Source organism: Pseudomonas sp. GM48 (genome assembly GCF_000282335.1).
Classification (GTDB): domain Bacteria; phylum Pseudomonadota; class Gammaproteobacteria; order Pseudomonadales; family Pseudomonadaceae; genus Aquipseudomonas.
Genome location: NZ_AKJM01000121.1, coordinates 17,818 through 35,422, shown reverse-complemented (window position 1 = coordinate 35,422; position 17,605 = coordinate 17,818). Strand labels below are relative to the sequence as shown.

The 17,605-nt window shown below is 59.5% G+C and carries 15 protein-coding genes; 14 read left to right on the top strand and 1 reads right to left on the bottom strand.

Annotated elements, in window-relative coordinates; genetic code table 11:
• Window positions 1-11 precede the first annotated feature (11 nt).
• The 8 genes from dnaE (at window position 12) to ispD (ending at window position 11,437) form a co-directional block, all read left to right on the top strand.
• On the top strand, window positions 12-3,533 hold the full coding sequence (dnaE, locus tag PMI28_RS06570) for a DNA polymerase III subunit alpha (RefSeq protein ID WP_007990252.1): 3,522 nt from the start codon (window positions 12-14) through the stop codon (window positions 3,531-3,533).
• 139 nt (window positions 3,534-3,672) lie between these two features.
• A complete protein-coding gene (locus PMI28_RS06575) occupies window positions 3,673-4,620 on the top strand; it encodes an acetyl-CoA carboxylase carboxyltransferase subunit alpha (protein WP_007990250.1) in 948 nt (315 codons plus the stop codon).
• Window positions 4,621-4,751: 131 nt separating this feature from the next.
• Complete coding sequence (gene tilS, locus PMI28_RS06580) at window positions 4,752-6,080, top strand: tRNA lysidine(34) synthetase TilS (RefSeq protein ID WP_007990248.1); 1,329 nt, start codon at window positions 4,752-4,754, stop codon at window positions 6,078-6,080.
• Between the two features lie 274 nt (window positions 6,081-6,354).
• Complete coding sequence (locus PMI28_RS06585; protein WP_007990246.1) at window positions 6,355-7,986, top strand: CTP synthase; 1,632 nt, start codon at window positions 6,355-6,357, stop codon at window positions 7,984-7,986.
• Window positions 7,987-7,991: 5 nt separating this feature from the next.
• Window positions 7,992-8,837 carry a 3-deoxy-8-phosphooctulonate synthase gene (gene kdsA, locus PMI28_RS06590; protein ID WP_007970708.1) on the top strand — a complete coding sequence of 282 codons (846 nt, stop codon included), beginning with the start codon at window positions 7,992-7,994 and terminating at the stop codon, window positions 8,835-8,837.
• A gap of 156 nt (window positions 8,838-8,993) precedes the next feature.
• Complete coding sequence (gene eno, locus PMI28_RS06595) at window positions 8,994-10,283, top strand: phosphopyruvate hydratase (RefSeq protein ID WP_007990244.1); 1,290 nt, start codon at window positions 8,994-8,996, stop codon at window positions 10,281-10,283.
• Window positions 10,284-10,454: 171 nt separating this feature from the next.
• Window positions 10,455-10,733 carry a cell division protein FtsB gene (gene ftsB / locus PMI28_RS06600; RefSeq protein ID WP_007970710.1) on the top strand — a complete coding sequence of 93 codons (279 nt, stop codon included), beginning with the start codon at window positions 10,455-10,457 and terminating at the stop codon, window positions 10,731-10,733.
• The gene (gene ispD, locus PMI28_RS06605) at window positions 10,730-11,437 is read left to right on the top strand and encodes a 2-C-methyl-D-erythritol 4-phosphate cytidylyltransferase (RefSeq protein WP_007990242.1); all 708 of its coding nucleotides are present in this window, start codon (window positions 10,730-10,732) and stop codon (window positions 11,435-11,437) included. The genes ftsB and ispD overlap by 4 nt, the downstream gene beginning before the upstream one ends.
• Before the next feature lie 167 nt (window positions 11,438-11,604).
• Here the strand turns inward: ispD and PMI28_RS06610 are convergent, their stop codons facing one another.
• Window positions 11,605-12,501 carry a LysR substrate-binding domain-containing protein gene (locus PMI28_RS06610; protein WP_007990239.1) on the bottom strand — a complete coding sequence of 299 codons (897 nt, stop codon included), beginning with the start codon at window positions 12,499-12,501 and terminating at the stop codon, window positions 11,605-11,607.
• Window positions 12,502-12,608: 107 nt separating this feature from the next.
• Between PMI28_RS06610 and PMI28_RS06615 the strand changes: the two genes are divergently transcribed.
• Genes PMI28_RS06615 through PMI28_RS06640 form a run of 6 tightly spaced genes read left to right on the top strand, consistent with a single transcriptional unit; the run spans window position 12,609 to window position 17,561 of the window.
• Window positions 12,609-13,721, top strand: coding sequence for an S-(hydroxymethyl)glutathione dehydrogenase/class III alcohol dehydrogenase (locus tag PMI28_RS06615; RefSeq protein WP_007990237.1), 1,113 nt, complete (start codon window positions 12,609-12,611; stop codon window positions 13,719-13,721).
• Between the two features lie 8 nt (window positions 13,722-13,729).
• The gene (fghA, locus tag PMI28_RS06620; RefSeq protein ID WP_007990235.1) at window positions 13,730-14,575 is read left to right on the top strand and encodes an S-formylglutathione hydrolase; all 846 of its coding nucleotides are present in this window, start codon (window positions 13,730-13,732) and stop codon (window positions 14,573-14,575) included.
• A gap of 43 nt (window positions 14,576-14,618) precedes the next feature.
• A complete protein-coding gene (ispF, locus tag PMI28_RS06625) occupies window positions 14,619-15,092 on the top strand; it encodes a 2-C-methyl-D-erythritol 2,4-cyclodiphosphate synthase (RefSeq protein WP_007970721.1) in 474 nt (157 codons plus the stop codon).
• Window positions 15,089-16,147: a tRNA pseudouridine(13) synthase TruD gene (gene truD / locus PMI28_RS06630; RefSeq protein WP_007990233.1), complete on the top strand. Its 1,059-nt coding sequence runs from the start codon at window positions 15,089-15,091 to the stop codon at window positions 16,145-16,147. The genes ispF and truD overlap by 4 nt, the downstream gene beginning before the upstream one ends.
• Window positions 16,135-16,884 (top strand): 5'/3'-nucleotidase SurE, encoded by a 750-nt coding sequence (gene surE, locus PMI28_RS06635; protein ID WP_007990231.1) that lies wholly within the window; start codon window positions 16,135-16,137, stop codon window positions 16,882-16,884. Before truD ends, surE begins: the two co-directional genes overlap by 13 nt.
• Before the next feature lie 41 nt (window positions 16,885-16,925).
• Entirely contained in the window at window positions 16,926-17,561 is a 636-nt protein-coding gene (locus PMI28_RS06640) for a protein-L-isoaspartate(D-aspartate) O-methyltransferase (RefSeq protein WP_177318984.1), read from the top strand.
• Window positions 17,562-17,605 lie beyond the last annotated feature (44 nt).

Genomic DNA, 17,605 nt, shown 5'->3' with positions numbered 1-17,605 from the left:
ACAGGATCACTATGCCGGCTTCATTCGTTCACCTACGCCTGCACACTGAATACTCCCTGGTCGACGGTCTGGTGCGGATCAAACCGCTGGTCAAGACCCTGGTCGGCATGAACATGCCTGCCGTAGCGGTCACCGACCAGAACAACATGTGTTCCCTGGTCAAATTCTATAAAAACGCCATGGGTGCCGGGATCAAACCGATCTGCGGCGCCGACCTGTGGCTGTCGAACAAGGATCCGGACAACCCGCTGAGCCGGATCAGCCTGTTGGTGATGAATGCTGAAGGCTATCGCAACCTCACCGAACTGATTTCCCGCGGCTTTATCGAGGGTCAGCGCAATGGCGCGATCATCATCGAGCGTGAATGGGTGGCCGAAGCCAACGCAGGCTTGATCATGTTGTCGGCGGCCAAAGAAGGCGAGATCGGCCAGGCCATGCTTAGCGGCAACCCGGCGGAAGCGGAAACCCTGGCCCGCGAATGGATGGAAGTGTTTCCGGATCGTTTCTATCTGGAGATCCAGCGTACCAACCGCCCCAACGATGAAGAACAACTGCACGGCGCCGTGGCCCTGGCCGAGAAACTCGGTGCGCCGCTGGTGGCGACCAACGATGTGCGCTTCATCAAGCAGGAAGACTTCGCCGCCCACGAAACCCGCGTTTGCATCGGTGAGGGCCGTGCCCTCGACGATCCGCGGCGTTCGAAGAATTACAGCGATCAGCAGTACCTCAAAAGCGCCGAGGAAATGGCCGAGCTGTTCAGCGACATTCCCGAAGCGCTGGAAAACACCGTCGAGATCGCCAAGCGCTGCAACATCGAAGTGAAGCTGGGTACGCACTTCCTGCCCAACTTCCCGATCCCCGATGGCATGACCATCGACGAGTACTTCCGCAAAGTCTCCTTCGATGGCCTGGAAGAGCGCCTTGCTGTTCTGCTGCCCAAGGACACCACCGAAGACTACGAGGCCAAGCGTCAGGTCTATGTCGACCGGCTGAACTTCGAGCTGGATATCATCATCCAGATGGGCTTCCCCGGTTACTTCCTGATCGTGATGGACTTTATCCAGTGGGCCAAGAACAACGGCGTACCGGTGGGCCCTGGCCGTGGGTCGGGTGCCGGGTCGCTGGTGGCCTATGTGCAGAAGATCACCGACCTTGATCCGCTGGAATACGACCTGCTGTTCGAACGTTTCCTTAACCCGGAACGGGTATCGATGCCCGACTTCGACGTCGACTTCTGCATGGACGGTCGTGACCGGGTGATCGACTACGTGGCCGAGAAATACGGCCGCAACGCGGTAAGCCAGATCATCACTTTCGGTTCCATGGCCGCCAAGGCTGTGGTCCGTGACGTGGCGCGGGTGCAGGGCAAGTCCTATGGCCTGGCGGATCGTCTGTCGAAGATGATTCCGTTCGAAGTGGGCATGACCCTGGAGAAGGCCTACGAGCAGGAAGAAATCCTCCGTGACTTCATCAAGGTCGATGAAGAAGCCGCGGAAATCTGGGAGATGGCCCGCAAGCTCGAAGGTGTTGTGCGTAACGTCGGCAAGCACGCCGGTGGTGTGGTTATCGCGCCGACCAAGCTGACCGACTTTTCGCCGATTTACTGCGACGAGGCCGGTGATGGTCTGGTAACCCAGTTCGACAAGGACGACGTCGAAGCGGCCGGTCTGGTGAAGTTCGACTTCCTCGGCCTGCGGACCCTGACGATCATCGACTGGGCGCTGAAAACCATCAACCGCGACCGTGCCAAGGTCAACGAACCACCGCTGGATATCGCGTTCATCCCGCTGGATGACAAACCGACCTATACCCTGCTGCAAAAAGCCGAAACCACGGCAGTGTTCCAGCTTGAATCCCGGGGCATGAAAGAGCTGATCAAAAAGCTCAAGCCCGACTGCCTGGAAGACTTGATCGCACTGGTGGCACTGTTCCGTCCGGGCCCGCTGCAATCGGGCATGGTGGACGACTTCATCAACCGCAAGCACGGTCGCGCCGAGCTGGCCTATCCGCACTCGGACTACCAGTACGAAGGCCTCAAACCCGTATTGGCACCGACTTACGGCATCATCCTGTACCAGGAACAGGTGATGCAGATTGCCCAGGTCATGGCCGGTTACACCCTCGGTGGCGCGGACATGCTGCGTCGAGCCATGGGTAAGAAAAAACCCGAAGAAATGGCCAAGCAGCGTGGCGGTTTCATTGAGGGTTGCGCCACCAACAATATCGATGCCGACCTCGCCGGTAACATCTTCGACCTGGTGGAAAAGTTCGCCGGTTACGGCTTCAACAAATCCCACTCCGCCGCCTATGGCCTGGTGTCGTACCAGACCGCGTGGCTGAAGGCGCACTACCCGGCGCCGTTCATGGCCGCGGTACTCTCGGCGGATATGCACAACACCGACAAGGTCGTGACCTTGATCGAAGAAGTGCGGACCATGAAGCTGCGTCTCGACGCGCCGGACGTAAACACCTCCGAATTCAAGTTCACGGTGAACGACGAAGGCCGGATCATCTACGGCCTGGGGGCCATCAAGGGCGTGGGTGAGGGGCCGGTCGAAGCAATCACCGAGGCGCGTCTGGCCGGTCCGTTCAAGGATCTGTTCGATTTCTGCGCCCGGGTCGACCTCAAGCGCATCAACAAGCGCACCCTCGACGGTTTGATCCGCAGCGGTGCCCTGGATCGCCTCGGGCCGTACTTCCACGATGAACAGAAAGCCTACCAGGCCAACATCGACCGCAATCGCGCGGTGCTGCTGACGGCCATGGAAGAAGCGATCAAGGCGGCCGAACAAACCGCGCGCACCCAGGACAGTGGTCACTCCGACCTGTTTGGCGGTCTGTTTGTCGAAGAAGACGCCGACGTCTACGCCAATCACCGCAAGGCCAAGGAGCTGACCCTCAAGGAGCGCCTGAAAGGGGAAAAAGATACCCTCGGCCTGTACCTGACCGGTCATCCGATTGACGAATACGAGGGTGAAATCCGTCGTTTCGCTCGCCAGCGCATCATTGATCTGAAACCGGCGCGAGATACCCAGACCGTCGCGGGCATGATCATCGCCTTGCGGGTGATGAAGAACAAAAAGGGCGACAAGATGGGGTTCATTACCCTCGACGACCGCTCTGGACGGATCGAAGCCTCGCTGTTTTCCGAGGCGTTCCATGCTGCGCAGTCGTTGTTGCAGACCGACGCGATGGTGGTGGTCGAAGGCGAGGTCAGCAATGACGACTTCTCCGGTGGCCTGAAGTTGCGGGTCAAGCGGGTGATGAGCATGGAAGATGCGCGCACCAACCTGGCCGAAAGCCTGCGCCTGAAGTTGCATGCCAAGGACCTCAAGGGCGATCAGCTACGCTGGCTGGGTGAGCTGTTGAAGCGTCACCGCGGTGCGTGCCCGATCACCATGGACTACACCAGCCCTGATGCAAAGGCCCTGTTGCAGTTCGGCGAAGGCTGGCGAATCGATCCGGCGGATGCCTTGATTCAAGCCCTGCGTGACCAGTTCGGGCGAGACAACGTCTTCCTCCAATACCGTTGACCGGCAGGTGATATCAGAACGCCTGCCCGCAACCTGAATTTTTAATCTCGACCTCAACGCGCCTCTCCCTTAAGGTAGGGCGCGAATAGACAACCGGCCGGCCCAAGATCCCTTGGACGTCGACCCAAGACGGACGCCTATGAACCCGAATTTTCTAGATTTCGAACAGCCGATCGCCGACCTGCAAGCCAAGATCGAAGAGTTGCGCTTGGTCGGTAATGACAATTCGCTGAATATCGGCGATGAGATCTCCCGCCTGCAGGACAAGAGCAAAACGCTGACCGAAGACATTTTCGGCAAGCTGACCAGCTGGCAGATCGCACGTCTGGCACGTCACCCGAAACGTCCGTATACCCTGGACTACATCGAACACATCTTCACCGAGTTCGACGAACTGCACGGTGACCGTCACTTCTCCGACGACGCTGCGATCGTTGGCGGTATTGCCCGTCTGGACGACCAGCCGGTGATGATCATCGGTCACCAGAAGGGCCGTGAAGTGCGCGAGAAGGTTCGCCGCAACTTCGGCATGCCGCGTCCGGAAGGCTACCGCAAGGCATGCCGCCTGATGGAAATGGCCGAACGTTTCAAAATGCCGATCCTGACCTTCATCGACACCCCGGGCGCTTACCCTGGCATCGACGCCGAAGAGCGTAACCAGAGCGAAGCGATTGCCTGGAACCTGCGTGTCATGGCCCGCCTGAAAACCCCAATCATCGCCACTGTAATCGGTGAGGGTGGTTCCGGTGGTGCACTGGCGATCGGTGTCTGCGACCAGTTGAACATGCTGCAGTACTCGACCTACGCGGTGATCTCGCCGGAAGGTTGCGCTTCGATTCTGTGGAAAACCGCCGAGAAAGCACCGGATGCCGCAGAAGCGATGGGCATCACCGCCGAGCGCCTCAAAGGCCTGGGCATCGTGGACAAGGTGATTGGCGAGCCATTGGGTGGCGCGCACCGTGATCCGGCTGCTGCAGCTGCATCGATCCGCGCCGAGCTGAGCTCGCAACTGGCGATGCTGAAGAAGTTCGATAACGACGCGCTGCTGGCCCGTCGTTATGAGCGTCTGATGAGCTACGGTCTCTGATCTGACCTCGGCTTGAATGTGGGAGCGGGCTTGCTCGCGAAAGCGGTATAACAGTCAACTGATGTGTTGAATGTTCAGCCGCCTTCGCGAGCAAGCCCGCTCCCACATTTGATTTGTGCAAAGGGAAAGATATGGATCGGCCCGCGATTGACTTGCCTTCCAGGCTTTTGCTGAATCTGAAACCGTGGCGCAATGCTGCGACCTGGCGCATCGCCTTCTCCGGCGGCCTGGACTCCACCGTCCTGCTGCATCTGCTCGCACACCTCGCAAAAACCGAATCCCTGCCGGCGCTGAGTGCCATCCATGTTCATCACGGCCTTCAAGCTGTGGCCGATGCGTGGCCGGAACATTGTCGTTCTGTGTGCGCTGCGCTGGGCGTCCCGTTGCAGATCGTTCGGGTGCAGGTGCAGCCCGGTGCCAGTCTGGAGCGTGCGGCGCGGGACGCGCGTTATCACACGTTCGCCGAAGTGACTGGGTCCGGTGACGTGCTGCTGACGGCCCAGCACCGCGACGATCAGGCGGAAACCCTGCTGTTTCGGTTGTTGCGCGGAGCGGGCGTGCGTGGATTGTCCGGGATGCCGCGTCAGCGCTCGTTGGGCAAGGGGCATCTGCTGCGGCCACTGCTTGATGTCACGCGGGCTGAGCTCGAGGTCTATGCCAGTGCGCATGGTTTGAGCTGGATCGAAGATCCCTCGAACCAGGATCGGCAGTACTCGCGCAATTACCTGCGCCATCAAGTCTTGCCCGTGCTGGTTCAGCGCTGGCCACAAGCGGTGGCGACCATGGCTCGCAGCGCGGCGCATTTGGCTGAAGCGCAGGGGTTGCTCGAAGAGCTGGCCGAAATGGATTTACGTGAGGCCAGTTCTGTCAGTGAGTTCGACTGGCTGGGATTGCGCTCCCTTGAACTGGCGCCGCTTGCGCAACTGTCTGATGCCCGGCAGCGCAATGCCTTGAGTCATTGGCTCGAACCGCTGACCCGTCTGCCCGACACTGACCATTGGTCGGGTTGGGCGGATTTGCGCGACGCCACCGGCGATGCCTGCCCGGTATGGCGGCTGGCCGATGGCGAACTGCACCGGGCGGGCGGGCGGATCTGGTGGCTGTCCGGCCGTTGGTTGCAACCTTTGCCCGTCGCCGGGGCATGGCAGAACCCGGCTTCACCACTGGTTATCCCGGACAACGGCGTGCTTTCGCTCACCGGGCAAATCCCCGATGGCCCGCTGCATATCCGCTATCGTGAGGGGGGAGAGGTCATGGCTTTGCCGGGCCGCGGCCATCGGGACTTGAAACGTTTGCTCAATGAAAGTGGTGTACCGTCCTTCGTACGCGGCAGATTGCCGCTGCTCTACAAAGGCGACCAATTGCTGGCAGTGGCGAACCTTAAAGGACTCGACGGTAGTACGAGCGGCAACTGGCATTTGCATTGGCAGCCACTGAACGAAGATCAAGGTTTGAGCTGAAAGGGGCTTTCCGGTAGACTACGCTCCCTTCTTGATACAACTTCTGTGGATTCGCCTGAATTGCAGGAGTTGCCGATTACCAAGCAGTCTTTGCTGGGCGATTCCAAAAAATGTGTAGCGAGCAACGAACCGGTGATTCATTTCCCGGTCTGTCCCAACGCGGCGGTTTTTTTGAAAGGTGCACTGTGATTAATGCAGGTGATCGGGGGCTTCGGCCTTCCTTCGCTTTCCCCGGCGGCTCGGACCGCTTTAACGCAGACTTCTAGGGTTTTTCATGACGCGCTACATATTCGTCACGGGCGGTGTTGTTTCTTCATTGGGGAAAGGCATTGCATCGGCATCATTGGCGGCCATCCTGGAGGCGCGGGGACTTAAGGTCACCATGCTGAAGCTGGACCCGTACATCAACGTCGACCCGGGCACCATGAGCCCGTTCCAGCACGGTGAAGTGTTCGTCACCCACGACGGCGCCGAGACCGACCTGGACCTGGGCCACTACGAGCGGTTCATCCGCACGACCATGACCCAGAACAACAACTTCACCACCGGCCGTGTCTACGAACACGTCCTGCGCAAAGAGCGCCGTGGTGACTACCTGGGGGCAACCATCCAGGTGATCCCGCACATCACCGACGAAATCAAGCGCCGCATCATCAAGGGTGCTGGCGACGCTGACGTGGCCATGGTCGAGATCGGCGGCACCGTGGGTGACATCGAGTCGCAACCGTTCCTCGAGGCGATCCGCCAACTGCGTTTCGAAGTCGGCGCCAAGCGCGCGATGCTGATGCACCTGACACTGGTGCCGTACATCGCCACTGCCGGCGAAACCAAAACCAAGCCAACCCAGCACTCGGTCAAGGAACTGCGTTCCATCGGCCTGCAACCAGATGTGCTGGTCTGCCGCTCCGACCACCCGATCGATGTGTCGTCGCGTCGCAAGATCGCGCAGTTCACCAACGTTGAAGAACGTGCGGTGATCGCGCTGGAAGACGCCGATACCATCTACAAGATCCCGGGCATCCTGCATTCCCAGGGCCTCGACGATTTCGTCGTCGAGCGTTTCGGCCTGCAATGCGGCGGTGCGGATCTGTCCGAGTGGGAAGCCGTGGTCGACGCTAAGCTCAACCCTGAGCACGAAGTCACCATCGCCATGGTCGGCAAGTACATGGAGCTGCTGGACGCCTACAAGTCGCTGATCGAAGCGATGAGTCACGCCGGTATCAGCAACCGTACCAAGGTCAACCTGCGCTACATCGATTCCGAAGACATCGAGAACCAGGGCACCGCGCTGCTGGAAGGCGTCGACGCGATCCTGGTGCCTGGCGGCTTCGGTCTGCGTGGCGTTGAAGGCAAGATCACTGCCGTGCAATACGCTCGCGAAAACAAGGTTCCGTACCTGGGTATCTGCCTGGGCATGCAAGTGGCCGTTATCGAGTTCGCTCGTAATGTCATGGGCTGGAAAGACGCCAACTCCACCGAGTTCGATCGTGCAAGCGGTCACCCGGTCGTGGGTCTGATCACCGAGTGGGAAGATGCCACCGGCGCGGTCGAAATCCGTACCGAAACCTCCGATCTGGGCGGCACCATGCGTCTGGGCGCGCAGGATTGCCTGCTGGAGCCGGGTTCCCTGGTTCACGGTTGCTACGGCAAGGACGTGATTGTCGAGCGTCATCGTCATCGCTACGAAGTGAACAACAACCTGCTGCCGCAAATCATGGAGGCCGGTTTGAAAATCTCCGGTCGTTCCGGTGATGGCGCACTGGTTGAAGTGGTTGAAGCTCCGGATCACCCATGGTTCGTCGCTTGCCAGTTCCACCCTGAGTTCACCTCGACGCCGCGTGACGGTCACCCGCTGTTCAGCGGTTTCGTCAAGGCAGCGTTGGCTCAACACCAGAAGAAGGCGTAACCCCGATGGCACAGAAGATCATCCGCGTCGGCGACATCGAGATTGCCAACGACAAACCCATGGTGCTGTTCGGCGGCATGAACGTGCTGGAAAGCCGTGACATGGCCATGCAGGTTTGCGAAGAGTATGTGAAGGTCACCGAAAAGCTCGGTATCCCTTATGTGTTCAAGGCCAGTTTCGACAAGGCCAACCGGTCTTCTGTGACCTCCTATCGTGGTCCTGGCCTGGAAGAAGGCATGCGCATCTTCCAGGACATCAAGCAAGCCTTCGGCGTACCGGTCATCACCGACGTCCACGAGCCTGACCAGGCTGCGGTTGTCGCTGAAGTCTGCGACATCATCCAGTTGCCGGCCTTCCTGTCGCGCCAGACCGACCTCGTGGTCGCGATGGCCAAAACGGGCGCAGTGATCAACATCAAGAAAGCCCAGTTCCTCGCCCCTCAGGAAATGAAGCACATCCTGAACAAGTGCGTGGAAGCGGGTAACGATCAGTTGATCCTCTGCGAGCGTGGTTCGAGTTTCGGCTACAACAACCTGGTCGTCGACATGCTCGGCTTCGGCATCATGAAGCAGTTCGAGTACCCGGTGTTCTTCGACGTGACCCACGCGCTGCAAATGCCTGGCGGTCGTTCCGATTCCGCTGGCGGTCGTCGCGCACAGGTCACCGACCTGGCGAAGGCCGGCATGAGCCAGTCGCTGGCCGGCCTGTTCCTGGAAGCCCACCCGGATCCGGACAACGCAAAATGTGACGGTCCTTGCGCCTTGCGTCTGGACAAACTGGAGCCATTCCTGGCCCAGCTCAAAGCTTTGGACGAACTGGTGAAGAGTTTTCCGACGGTAGAAACCGCGTAATCCTCAATTCTCCGGTAAAGTACCGCACGATTTAACGCTCAGACCCTCGGGCCTGAGCCTTGTCGTCTGCAAGACTGCCCGCTGCATCTCGCTTGCCGACGATCAAAGATTTCCTACAGCTGCGTCGTTTTCGTCAACTTTGGAGTGTTTACAACAATGGCTAAAATCGTCGACATCAAAGGTCGTGAAGTTCTCGACTCCCGTGGCAATCCCACCGTGGAAGCGGACGTGCTTCTGGACAACGGCATCATCGGCAGTGCCTGCGCGCCGTCCGGTGCTTCCACTGGCTCGCGTGAAGCGCTCGAGCTGCGTGATGGCGACAAGAGCCGTTACCTGGGCAAGGGCGTTCTGAAGGCCGTAGCCAACATCAACGGTCCGATCAAAGACCTGTTGAAAGGCATGGACCCAAGCGACCAGAAAGCGCTCGATCTGGCAATGATCAAGCTCGACGGTACTGAAAACAAAGGTTCCCTGGGCGCCAACGCGATCCTCGCCGTTTCCCTGGCTGCAGCCAAGGCCGCAGCACAGGACCAGGACCTGCCGCTGTACGCTCACATCGCCAACCTGAACGGCACCCCGGGTGTCTACTCGATGCCGGTTCCGATGATGAACATCATCAACGGCGGCGAGCACGCCGATAACAACGTCGACATCCAGGAATTCATGGTTCAGCCGGTTGGCGCCAAGTCTTTCTCGGAAGGTCTGCGCATGGGCACCGAGATTTTCCACCACCTCAAAGCCGTGCTGAAGGCCCGTGGCCTGAGCACTGCCGTCGGTGACGAAGGTGGTTTCGCGCCGAACCTGGCTTCCAACGAAGACGCTTTGAAAGTGATCTCCGAAGCCGTGGCCAACGCCGGTTACAAGCTGGGCACTGACGTGACCCTGGCCCTGGACTGCGCGGCGAGCGAATTCTACGAAGACGGCAAGTACAACCTGTCCGGCGAAGGCCAGGTGTTCACCGCCGAAGGTTTCGCTGACTACCTCAAAGGCCTGACCGAGCGTTACCCGATCATCTCCATCGAAGATGGCCTGGACGAGTCCGACTGGGCTGGCTGGAAAATCCTCACCGACAAGATCGGCGAGAAGACCCAACTGGTAGGCGACGACCTGTTCGTAACCAACACCAAGATCCTGAAAGAAGGCATCGACAAAAAGATCGCCAACTCGATTCTGATCAAGTTCAACCAGATCGGCACCCTGACCGAAACCCTGGAGGCCATCCAGATGGCCAAGGCTGCCGGTTACACTGCCGTAATCTCGCACCGCTCCGGCGAAACCGAAGATTCGACCATTGCCGACCTGGCCGTGGGCACCTCGGCTGGCCAGATCAAGACCGGCTCCCTGTGCCGTTCCGACCGCGTTTCCAAGTACAACCAACTGCTGCGTATCGAAGAGCAGTTGAATGGCAAAGCCAAGTACAACGGTCGCAGCGAATTCCGCGGCTGAGTAAGTACGTGGTAAAAAAGACACCGGATTGTGTCGGAAAAATCGCTACAGCGACGTTTTTGCCACTAATCTGATGCCTTATAAGCACAAGCCTGGTTCTTCCAGGCTTCGTGCTATCAGAAGCTTCACGTTTGGCATGGCTGTCTTTTTTCACTGGATACCTGATATTCGATGCGCAGTCCCAATTGGTTGTTCCTCATTCTGCTTTTGTTGCTGGCTGGCCTGCAGTACCGCCTGTGGGTGGGAAATGGCAGTCTGGCGCAAGTGGCCGAGTTGACGCAGCAGATTGCGGATCAGCAAGCTGAGAACCAGGCATTGCTGGAGCGCAACCGGGTAATGGACGCCGAAGTCAGTGAGTTGAAAAAGGGCATGGAGACCGTTGAAGAGCGGGCTCGCCACGAGCTGGGCATGGTCAAGGACGGTGAAACCCTTTACCAGTTGGCGCAATGAACCAGACGTTACCGGCCTTCTGGGCCGTGATTCCTGCCGCGGGCGTCGGTGCCCGTATGGCCGCGGACCGTCCCAAGCAATACTTGCAACTGGGCGGGCGCACTATTCTCGAACACAGCCTTGGCTGTTTCCTTGATCATCCTGGCCTGAAGGGCCTGGTGGTCAGTGTTGCTGTTGACGATCCTTATTGGCCGAACCTGGCGTGTGCTGCTGATCCGCGTATTGTCCGGGTCGAGGGCGGCGCCGAGCGCTCCGGGTCGGTACTCAATGCCTTGCTGCATTTGCACGCGCAGGGTGCCGATGATGAGGATTGGGTATTGGTCCACGATGCCGCGAGGCCGAACCTTAGTCGCGACGATCTGGACAAGCTGCTGGCCGAGCTGGCTGACGATCCGGTGGGCGGGCTGCTGGCGGTGCCGGCACGGGACACGCTCAAGCGGGCCGACAAGCAGGGTCGTGTGGTTGAAACCGTGGATCGCAGTGTGATCTGGCAAGCCTACACGCCGCAGATGTTCCGCCTTGGGGCGTTGCATCGCGCACTGGCGGACAGTCTGGTGGCCGACGCTGTAATTACTGATGAAGCCTCGGCCATGGAGTGGGCCGGTTCGGCACCGCGGCTGATCGAAGGGCGGTCCGATAACCTCAAGGTTACGCGTCCCGAAGACCTTGAATGGTTGAGGCAGCGTTGGGCCAATCGTCACTAAGTTGTGCGGCAATCAACTTTGAGACCGCGTCGCGCCTTTCGCGAGCAAGCCCGCTCCCACATTAGACCGGTGTTTTTGTGAGCAAGACTGTTCCCCTGTGGGAGCGGGCTTGCTCGCGAAAGCGCCGTTTCAGTCAGCCAATCTGTCACTGGGAAACACTGGTGGTTCTAACCCCGATACTCCGGCCTTTCAGCCAACCCCTCCTTCAAGTAATCCACCAGCTTGCGCACTTTCGGCGACAAATGCCGTTGCTGTGGATACAGCGCCCAAACTGCCGTATTCGGCGGTTGATGCGCCTCCAGCAACGAAATCAACGCGCCGCTCTTCAAATGTTCCAGCACGTAATAGTCCGGCAACTGACACAACCCTACGCCTTGTAGCGCGGCATCCAGCACCGCTTGCCCACTGTTGCAGCGCCAGTTTCCCTGCACCCTTTGCGAAAATTCCCGCCCGTTCTGCTCCAGTTGCCAGAGGTCCGAGCTGCCGATCAGGCAGTTGTGACGACTGAGTTCCGAAAGACTGTGCGGCCGACCGTAGCGCTCAAGGTAAGCAGGTGATGCGCAGAGAAACATACGCCGCGGTGCGAGGCGGGTGGCGACCAGTCGTGAGTCCTGCAGACGCCCGAGGCGGATCGCCAGATCGAGGCCGTCGTGTACCAGGTCGAGTTGCCGGTTGGTCAATTCGATATCGATGCGCAATTGCGGATACAGCCCCATGAAACGCGTCACCAGCGGCACGATGAAGCGCTCGCCATATGCCACGGCGCAGGTCATGCGCAGCATGCCTTTGGGTTCGCTGGTCAGGTCGCCGACCGCTCGCAATGCTTCTTCCCGCCCATCCTGCAAGCGCTGACAATGTTGCAGGAAGGTTTGCCCGGCTTCGGTCAGCGTGACCCGGCGGGTGCTGCGATAGAGCAAACGGGTTTGCAGGCGCTCTTCGAGGCGTACGATTTGTCGACTGATATGGGAGGAAGAAACCCCCAAGCGTTCCGCAGCCGCGGTGAACTGGTTGCACTCGGCAACGGCGACAAACTCGTCGATCCCTTCCCAGCGATTTTCGGACATGAATGATTATCCCTGTACAGCAATAATATTTTGCATTTGCCTCGATTATTCATCGTTGAGCCATGTATTACACTCCCTGTCTCGTTTTTATTCACTGGAGATTCACCATGATCAAGTCGCGCGCTGCCGTTGCCTTTGAGGCCAAGAAGCCTCTTGAAATCGTTGAAGTCGATGTCGCCATGCCGAAGGCGGGTGAAGTGTTGCTGCGTGTGGTGGCCTCCGGTGTTTGCCATACCGATGCCTACACACTGTCCGGCGCAGATCCGGAAGGCATCTTTCCGTCGATCCTCGGCCATGAAGGTGGTGCGATCGTGGAAGCCATCGGCGAGGGCGTGACGTCCGTCGCGGTGGGCGATCATGTGATCCCGCTGTACACCCCGGAATGCCGCCAGTGCAAATTCTGTCTGTCAGGCAAAACCAACCTCTGCCAGGCAATTCGCGCGACCCAGGGCAAAGGTCTGATGCCGGACGGCACCACGCGTTTTTCCTACAAGGGTCAGCCGATTTTCCACTACATGGGTACTTCCACGTTTTCCGAGTACACCGTGCTTCCGGAAATCTCCGTGGCGAAAATCGCCAAGCAAGCGCCACTGGAAAAAGTCTGCCTGCTGGGCTGCGGCGTCACCACCGGCATCGGAGCGGTACTCAATACCGCCAAGGTGAAACCGGGTGACACCGTAGCCATTTTCGGCCTCGGCGGCATTGGTTTGTCCGCTGTCATCGGCGCCGTGAAAGCCAAGGCTGCGCGGATCATCGCCATCGACATCAACCCGGCGAAATTCGAGATCGCCAAGCAACTGGGTGCAACCGACTGCGTGAACCCGAAAGACTTCGATCGCCCGATCCAGGAAGTCATCGTCGACATGACCGATGGCGGCGTCGATTTTTCCTTTGAGTGCATCGGCAACGTGCAACTGATGCGTGCCGCGCTGGAGTGCTGCCACAAGGGTTGGGGTGAGTCGGTGATCATCGGTGTTGCCGGTGCTGGTCAGGAAATCTCCACCCGTCCGTTCCAGCTGGTCACCGGCCGCGTCTGGCGCGGTTCGGCGTTCGGTGGCGTGCGTGGCCGCACCGAGTTGCCGAGCTATGTGGAAATGGCCGAGACTGGCGAGATTCCGCTGGATACCTTCATCACCCACACCATGGGCCTGGAAGATATCAACAAGGCGTTTGACCTGATGCATGAAGGAAAAAGCATCCGTTCCGTCATTCATTTCTGAGGTCTGACATGAGCCTGGAAAACATCTCTTGCCAGAAAAGCTTCGGTGGTTGGCACAAACGCTATCGCCATCGCTCGGAAGTGCTAGGTTGCGACATGGTGTTCGCCGTCTACCTGCCGCCACAGGCGGAGCAGGGCGGCAAGCTGCCGGTGTTGTACTGGTTGTCCGGCCTGACCTGCACCGACGAGAACTTCATGCAGAAGGCCGGCGCCATGCGCATGGCTGCCGAGTTGGGGCTGATCATCGTCGCGCCGGACACCAGTCCTCGCGGTCCCGACGTGCCGGGCGATCCGGATGGCGCCTGGGACTTCGGCCTCGGCGCCGGTTTTTACCTGAATGCCACTCAGGAACCGTGGTCGCGACACTATCGGATGCATGACTATGTCGTGCAGGAATTGCCGGCATTGGTCGAAGCCCATTTCCCTGCGTCGGACAGACGCGGCATCAGCGGCCATTCCATGGGTGGCCACGGCGCGCTGGTCTGCGCTTTGCGCAATCCGGGGCGTTATCTGTCGGTGTCGGCGTTCTCGCCAATCAACAATCCGATGGATTGCCCGTGGGGGCAGAAAGCCTTTTCCCGCTACCTGGGAGAAGACCGTTCGAAATGGCGCGAATGGGATGCCTGTGCATTGATTGCCGAGGCTGATGAAAAGCTGCCGCTGCTGGTCGACCAAGGCGATCGCGATGATTTCCTCGCTAACCAGCTCAAGCCGGAAGCCTTGCAACAGGCGGCCAAACTGGCCGGTCACCCGCTGACGTTGCGCCTGCAGCCGGGCTATGACCACAGCTATTTCTTCATCGCCAGTTTCATCGATGAGCACTTGCGGCATCACGCGCATGCTCTGGTTGGCTAATGCAGGTAGAATCACGCCCTGACAAAAATCGGGGCGTTTTTTTATGCGTATTGGCCACGGCTATGATGTGCACCGTTTCGCTGAAGGCGATTTCATCACTCTGGGCGGCGTGCGCATTGCACACAGCTTCGGGTTGCTCGCGCACTCTGACGGTGACGTCCTCCTGCACGCCTTGAGCGATGCCTTGCTCGGCGCTGCGGCGCTGGGCGACATCGGCAAGCATTTCCCGGATACCGACCCGCAATTCAAGGGCGCCGACAGCCGTGCGCTATTGCGTCACGTCGTCGCACTGGTCCATGCCAAAGGCTGGAAAGTCGGCAATGTCGATAACACCATCGTCGCCCAGGCGCCGAAAATGGCCCCGCATATCGAATCGATGCGTGCGCTGATTGCTGCGGATCTTCAAGTAGAGTTGGATCAAGTGAACGTGAAAGCTACCACCACCGAAAAGCTCGGCTTTGTCGGTCGCGAAGAAGGCATTGCCGTGCATTCCGTTGCCTTGTTGTTGCGCGCATGAACGAACTGCAATTGCTCGGCCCGCGGGCTTACGGTGAGGCCCTCGGCACGGCGGTACTGAAAGCGATCGCGGAAGATTTCCAGGTCGACGAAGTCCTCGACATTCCCCTCAGTGGCGAAGGCGAACACCTGTGGATCTGGGTGGAAAAGCGCGGCCTGAATACGGAAGAAGCTGCGAGGCGGATTGCCAAGGCTGCGGGCGTGCCATTGCGCACCGTCAGTTATGCCGGACTCAAGGACCGTCAGGCGCTGACTCGCCAGTGGTTCAGCGTGCAATTGCCGGGCAAGGCCGACCCTGATCTGTCAGCCGCGGAAAACGATACGCTGAAGATCCTCAAGACCGCCCGCCACAAGCGCAAACTGCAACGCGGTGCGCATTCGGCAAACGGTTTTACGTTGCGCCTGACGCAATTCGCCGGCGACAAGTCTGCGCTTGAAGAGCGTTTGCAACTGATCGCCAAACAAGGCATCCCCAATTATTTTGGCGCTCAGCGTTTCGGCCATGACGGCGGCAATGTGGTCGATGCTCGCGCCTGGGCCGCGCGCAAGGCCTTGCCGGAGCAGCGCAACGTGCGCTCACGGCTGCTCTCCACGGCGCGCAGTTTTCTGTTCAATCAGGTGTTGGCCGCGCGTGTCGCCGATGGCACCTGGCAACGCGCCCAGGTAGGCGATCTGCTGGCGTTCACCGACAGCCGCAGCTTTTTCCCGGCAGGTGAGGCCGAGTGCAGCGACCCGCGCCTGGCGATTCTCGATCTGCACCCGACCGGTCCGCAGTGGGGCGAAGGTGACTCGCCGGCCACGGGCGCTGTCCATGAACTGGAGCAGGCCATCGCCGCACGCGAAGCGGATTTGCGTGATTGGTTGATCAACGCCGGTATGAGCCACGAACGTCGCATCCTGCGGCTGCCCATTGGCGGGTTGACGTGGCATTATCCCGAGCCTGACATTCTGCAACTGGAATTCGTCCTGCCGGCCGGATGCTTCGCCACCGTATTGGTGCGCGAGCTTGTTGATCTGGTGCCGGTGGGGCAGACGGACAGCCCATGCGTATTCTGATTTCTAACGACGATGGGGTAACCGCACCCGGTCTCGCCGCGCTTTATGCTGCGCTGGCGGATTACACCGAATGCGTGGTTATCGCCCCGGACCAGGACAAAAGCGGCGCCAGCAGTTCGCTGACGCTCGATCGTCCGTTGCACCCGCAAACCCTGGCCAACGGCTTTATCAGCCTCAATGGCACGCCAACCGATTGCGTGCACCTGGGCCTCAACGGCCTGCTGGAGCGCGAAGCGGATATGGTGGTTTCCGGTATCAACCTGGGTGCAAACCTGGGGGACGATGTGCTGTATTCCGGTACGGTGGCGGCGGCCCTTGAGGGGCGTTTCCTGAAACACCCTTCGTTTGCCTTCTCGCTGGTCTCACGCCAGGTAGAGAACCTTCCCACAGCTGCCTATTTCGCGCGCAAACTGGTTGAAGCCCATGCTGACCTGAATCTGCCACCGCGTACGGTACTGAACGTGAACATTCCCAATTTGCCGCTGGACCGTATCCGCGGTATCCAGTTGACTCGTCTGGGCCATCGCGCGCGTGCCGCGGCACCGATGAAAGTGGTGGATCCGCGGGGCAAGTCCGGTTACTGGATCGCGGCGGCCGGGGATGCCGAAGACGGTGGCCCGGGGACCGATTTCCATGCGGTGATGCAGGGTTATGTTTCGATCACGCCGCTGCAACTGGATCGCACGTTCAATGATGCCTTCAGAAGTCTGGACGGTTGGCTGGAGGGGTTGCGCTAATGAGTCGCGAACAAGACGATATGCTGCGTCGTGGCATCGGCATGACCTCCCAGCGAACCCGGGAGCGGCTTATCCAGCGTTTGTATGAAGAAGGCATCTCCAACGCCAGGGTGCTGGAGGTCATTCGCCGGACCCCGCGTCACCTGTTCGTCGACGAAGCACTGGCGCACCGTGCCTATGAAGACACGGCGCTGCCGATCGGTAACAACCAGACCATCTCCCAGCCTTATATGGTGGCGCGCATGAGCGAGCTGCTGCTGGAGGCCGGTCCCCTCGACAAGGTGCTGGAGATCGGCACCGGGTCGGGCTATCAGACGGCGGTCCTGTCGCAACTGGTCGAGCGCGTGTTCTCGGTCGAGCGCATCAAGGTTCTGCAGGATCGGGCAAAGGAACGCCTGGTCGAACTGAACCTGCGCAACGTGGTGTTCCGCTGGGGCGATGGCTGGGAGGGCTGGCCGGCACTGGCGCCGTACAACGGGATTATCGTCACTGCAGGGGCGACCGATGTGCCCCAGGCATTGCTTGATCAGTTGGCACCGGGAGGGCGAATGGTGATCCCGGTCGGGGCCGGCGAAGTCCAGCAATTGATGCTGATCATCCGCGAGGAACAGGGTTTTTCCAGGCATGTTCTGGGGGCTGTGCGCTTCGTGCCATTGCTCAATGGGCCACTGGCCTGAGCATTTGTTTTGGCACGCTGAATTCTCTTCGATTGCCTTTGTCT

Coding starts and splice junctions, on each gene's coding strand:
- ispD (WP_007990242.1), top strand. CDS start 10,730: ATGAACCAGACGTTACCGGCCTTCTGGGCCGTGATTCCTGCCGCGGGC.
- surE (WP_007990231.1), top strand. CDS start 16,135: ATGCGTATTCTGATTTCTAACGACGATGGGGTAACCGCACCCGGTCTC.
- dnaE (WP_007990252.1), top strand. CDS start 12: ATGCCGGCTTCATTCGTTCACCTACGCCTGCACACTGAATACTCCCTG.
- fghA (WP_007990235.1), top strand. CDS start 13,730: ATGAGCCTGGAAAACATCTCTTGCCAGAAAAGCTTCGGTGGTTGGCAC.
- PMI28_RS06575 (WP_007990250.1), top strand. CDS start 3,673: ATGAACCCGAATTTTCTAGATTTCGAACAGCCGATCGCCGACCTGCAA.
- PMI28_RS06640 (WP_177318984.1), top strand. CDS start 16,926: ATGACCTCCCAGCGAACCCGGGAGCGGCTTATCCAGCGTTTGTATGAA.
- truD (WP_007990233.1), top strand. CDS start 15,089: ATGAACGAACTGCAATTGCTCGGCCCGCGGGCTTACGGTGAGGCCCTC.
- kdsA (WP_007970708.1), top strand. CDS start 7,992: ATGGCACAGAAGATCATCCGCGTCGGCGACATCGAGATTGCCAACGAC.
- eno (WP_007990244.1), top strand. CDS start 8,994: ATGGCTAAAATCGTCGACATCAAAGGTCGTGAAGTTCTCGACTCCCGT.
- ispF (WP_007970721.1), top strand. CDS start 14,619: ATGCGTATTGGCCACGGCTATGATGTGCACCGTTTCGCTGAAGGCGAT.
- tilS (WP_007990248.1), top strand. CDS start 4,752: ATGGATCGGCCCGCGATTGACTTGCCTTCCAGGCTTTTGCTGAATCTG.
- PMI28_RS06585 (WP_007990246.1), top strand. CDS start 6,355: ATGACGCGCTACATATTCGTCACGGGCGGTGTTGTTTCTTCATTGGGG.
- ftsB (WP_007970710.1), top strand. CDS start 10,455: ATGCGCAGTCCCAATTGGTTGTTCCTCATTCTGCTTTTGTTGCTGGCT.
- PMI28_RS06610 (WP_007990239.1), bottom strand. CDS start 12,501: ATGTCCGAAAATCGCTGGGAAGGGATCGACGAGTTTGTCGCCGTTGCC.
- PMI28_RS06615 (WP_007990237.1), top strand. CDS start 12,609: ATGATCAAGTCGCGCGCTGCCGTTGCCTTTGAGGCCAAGAAGCCTCTT.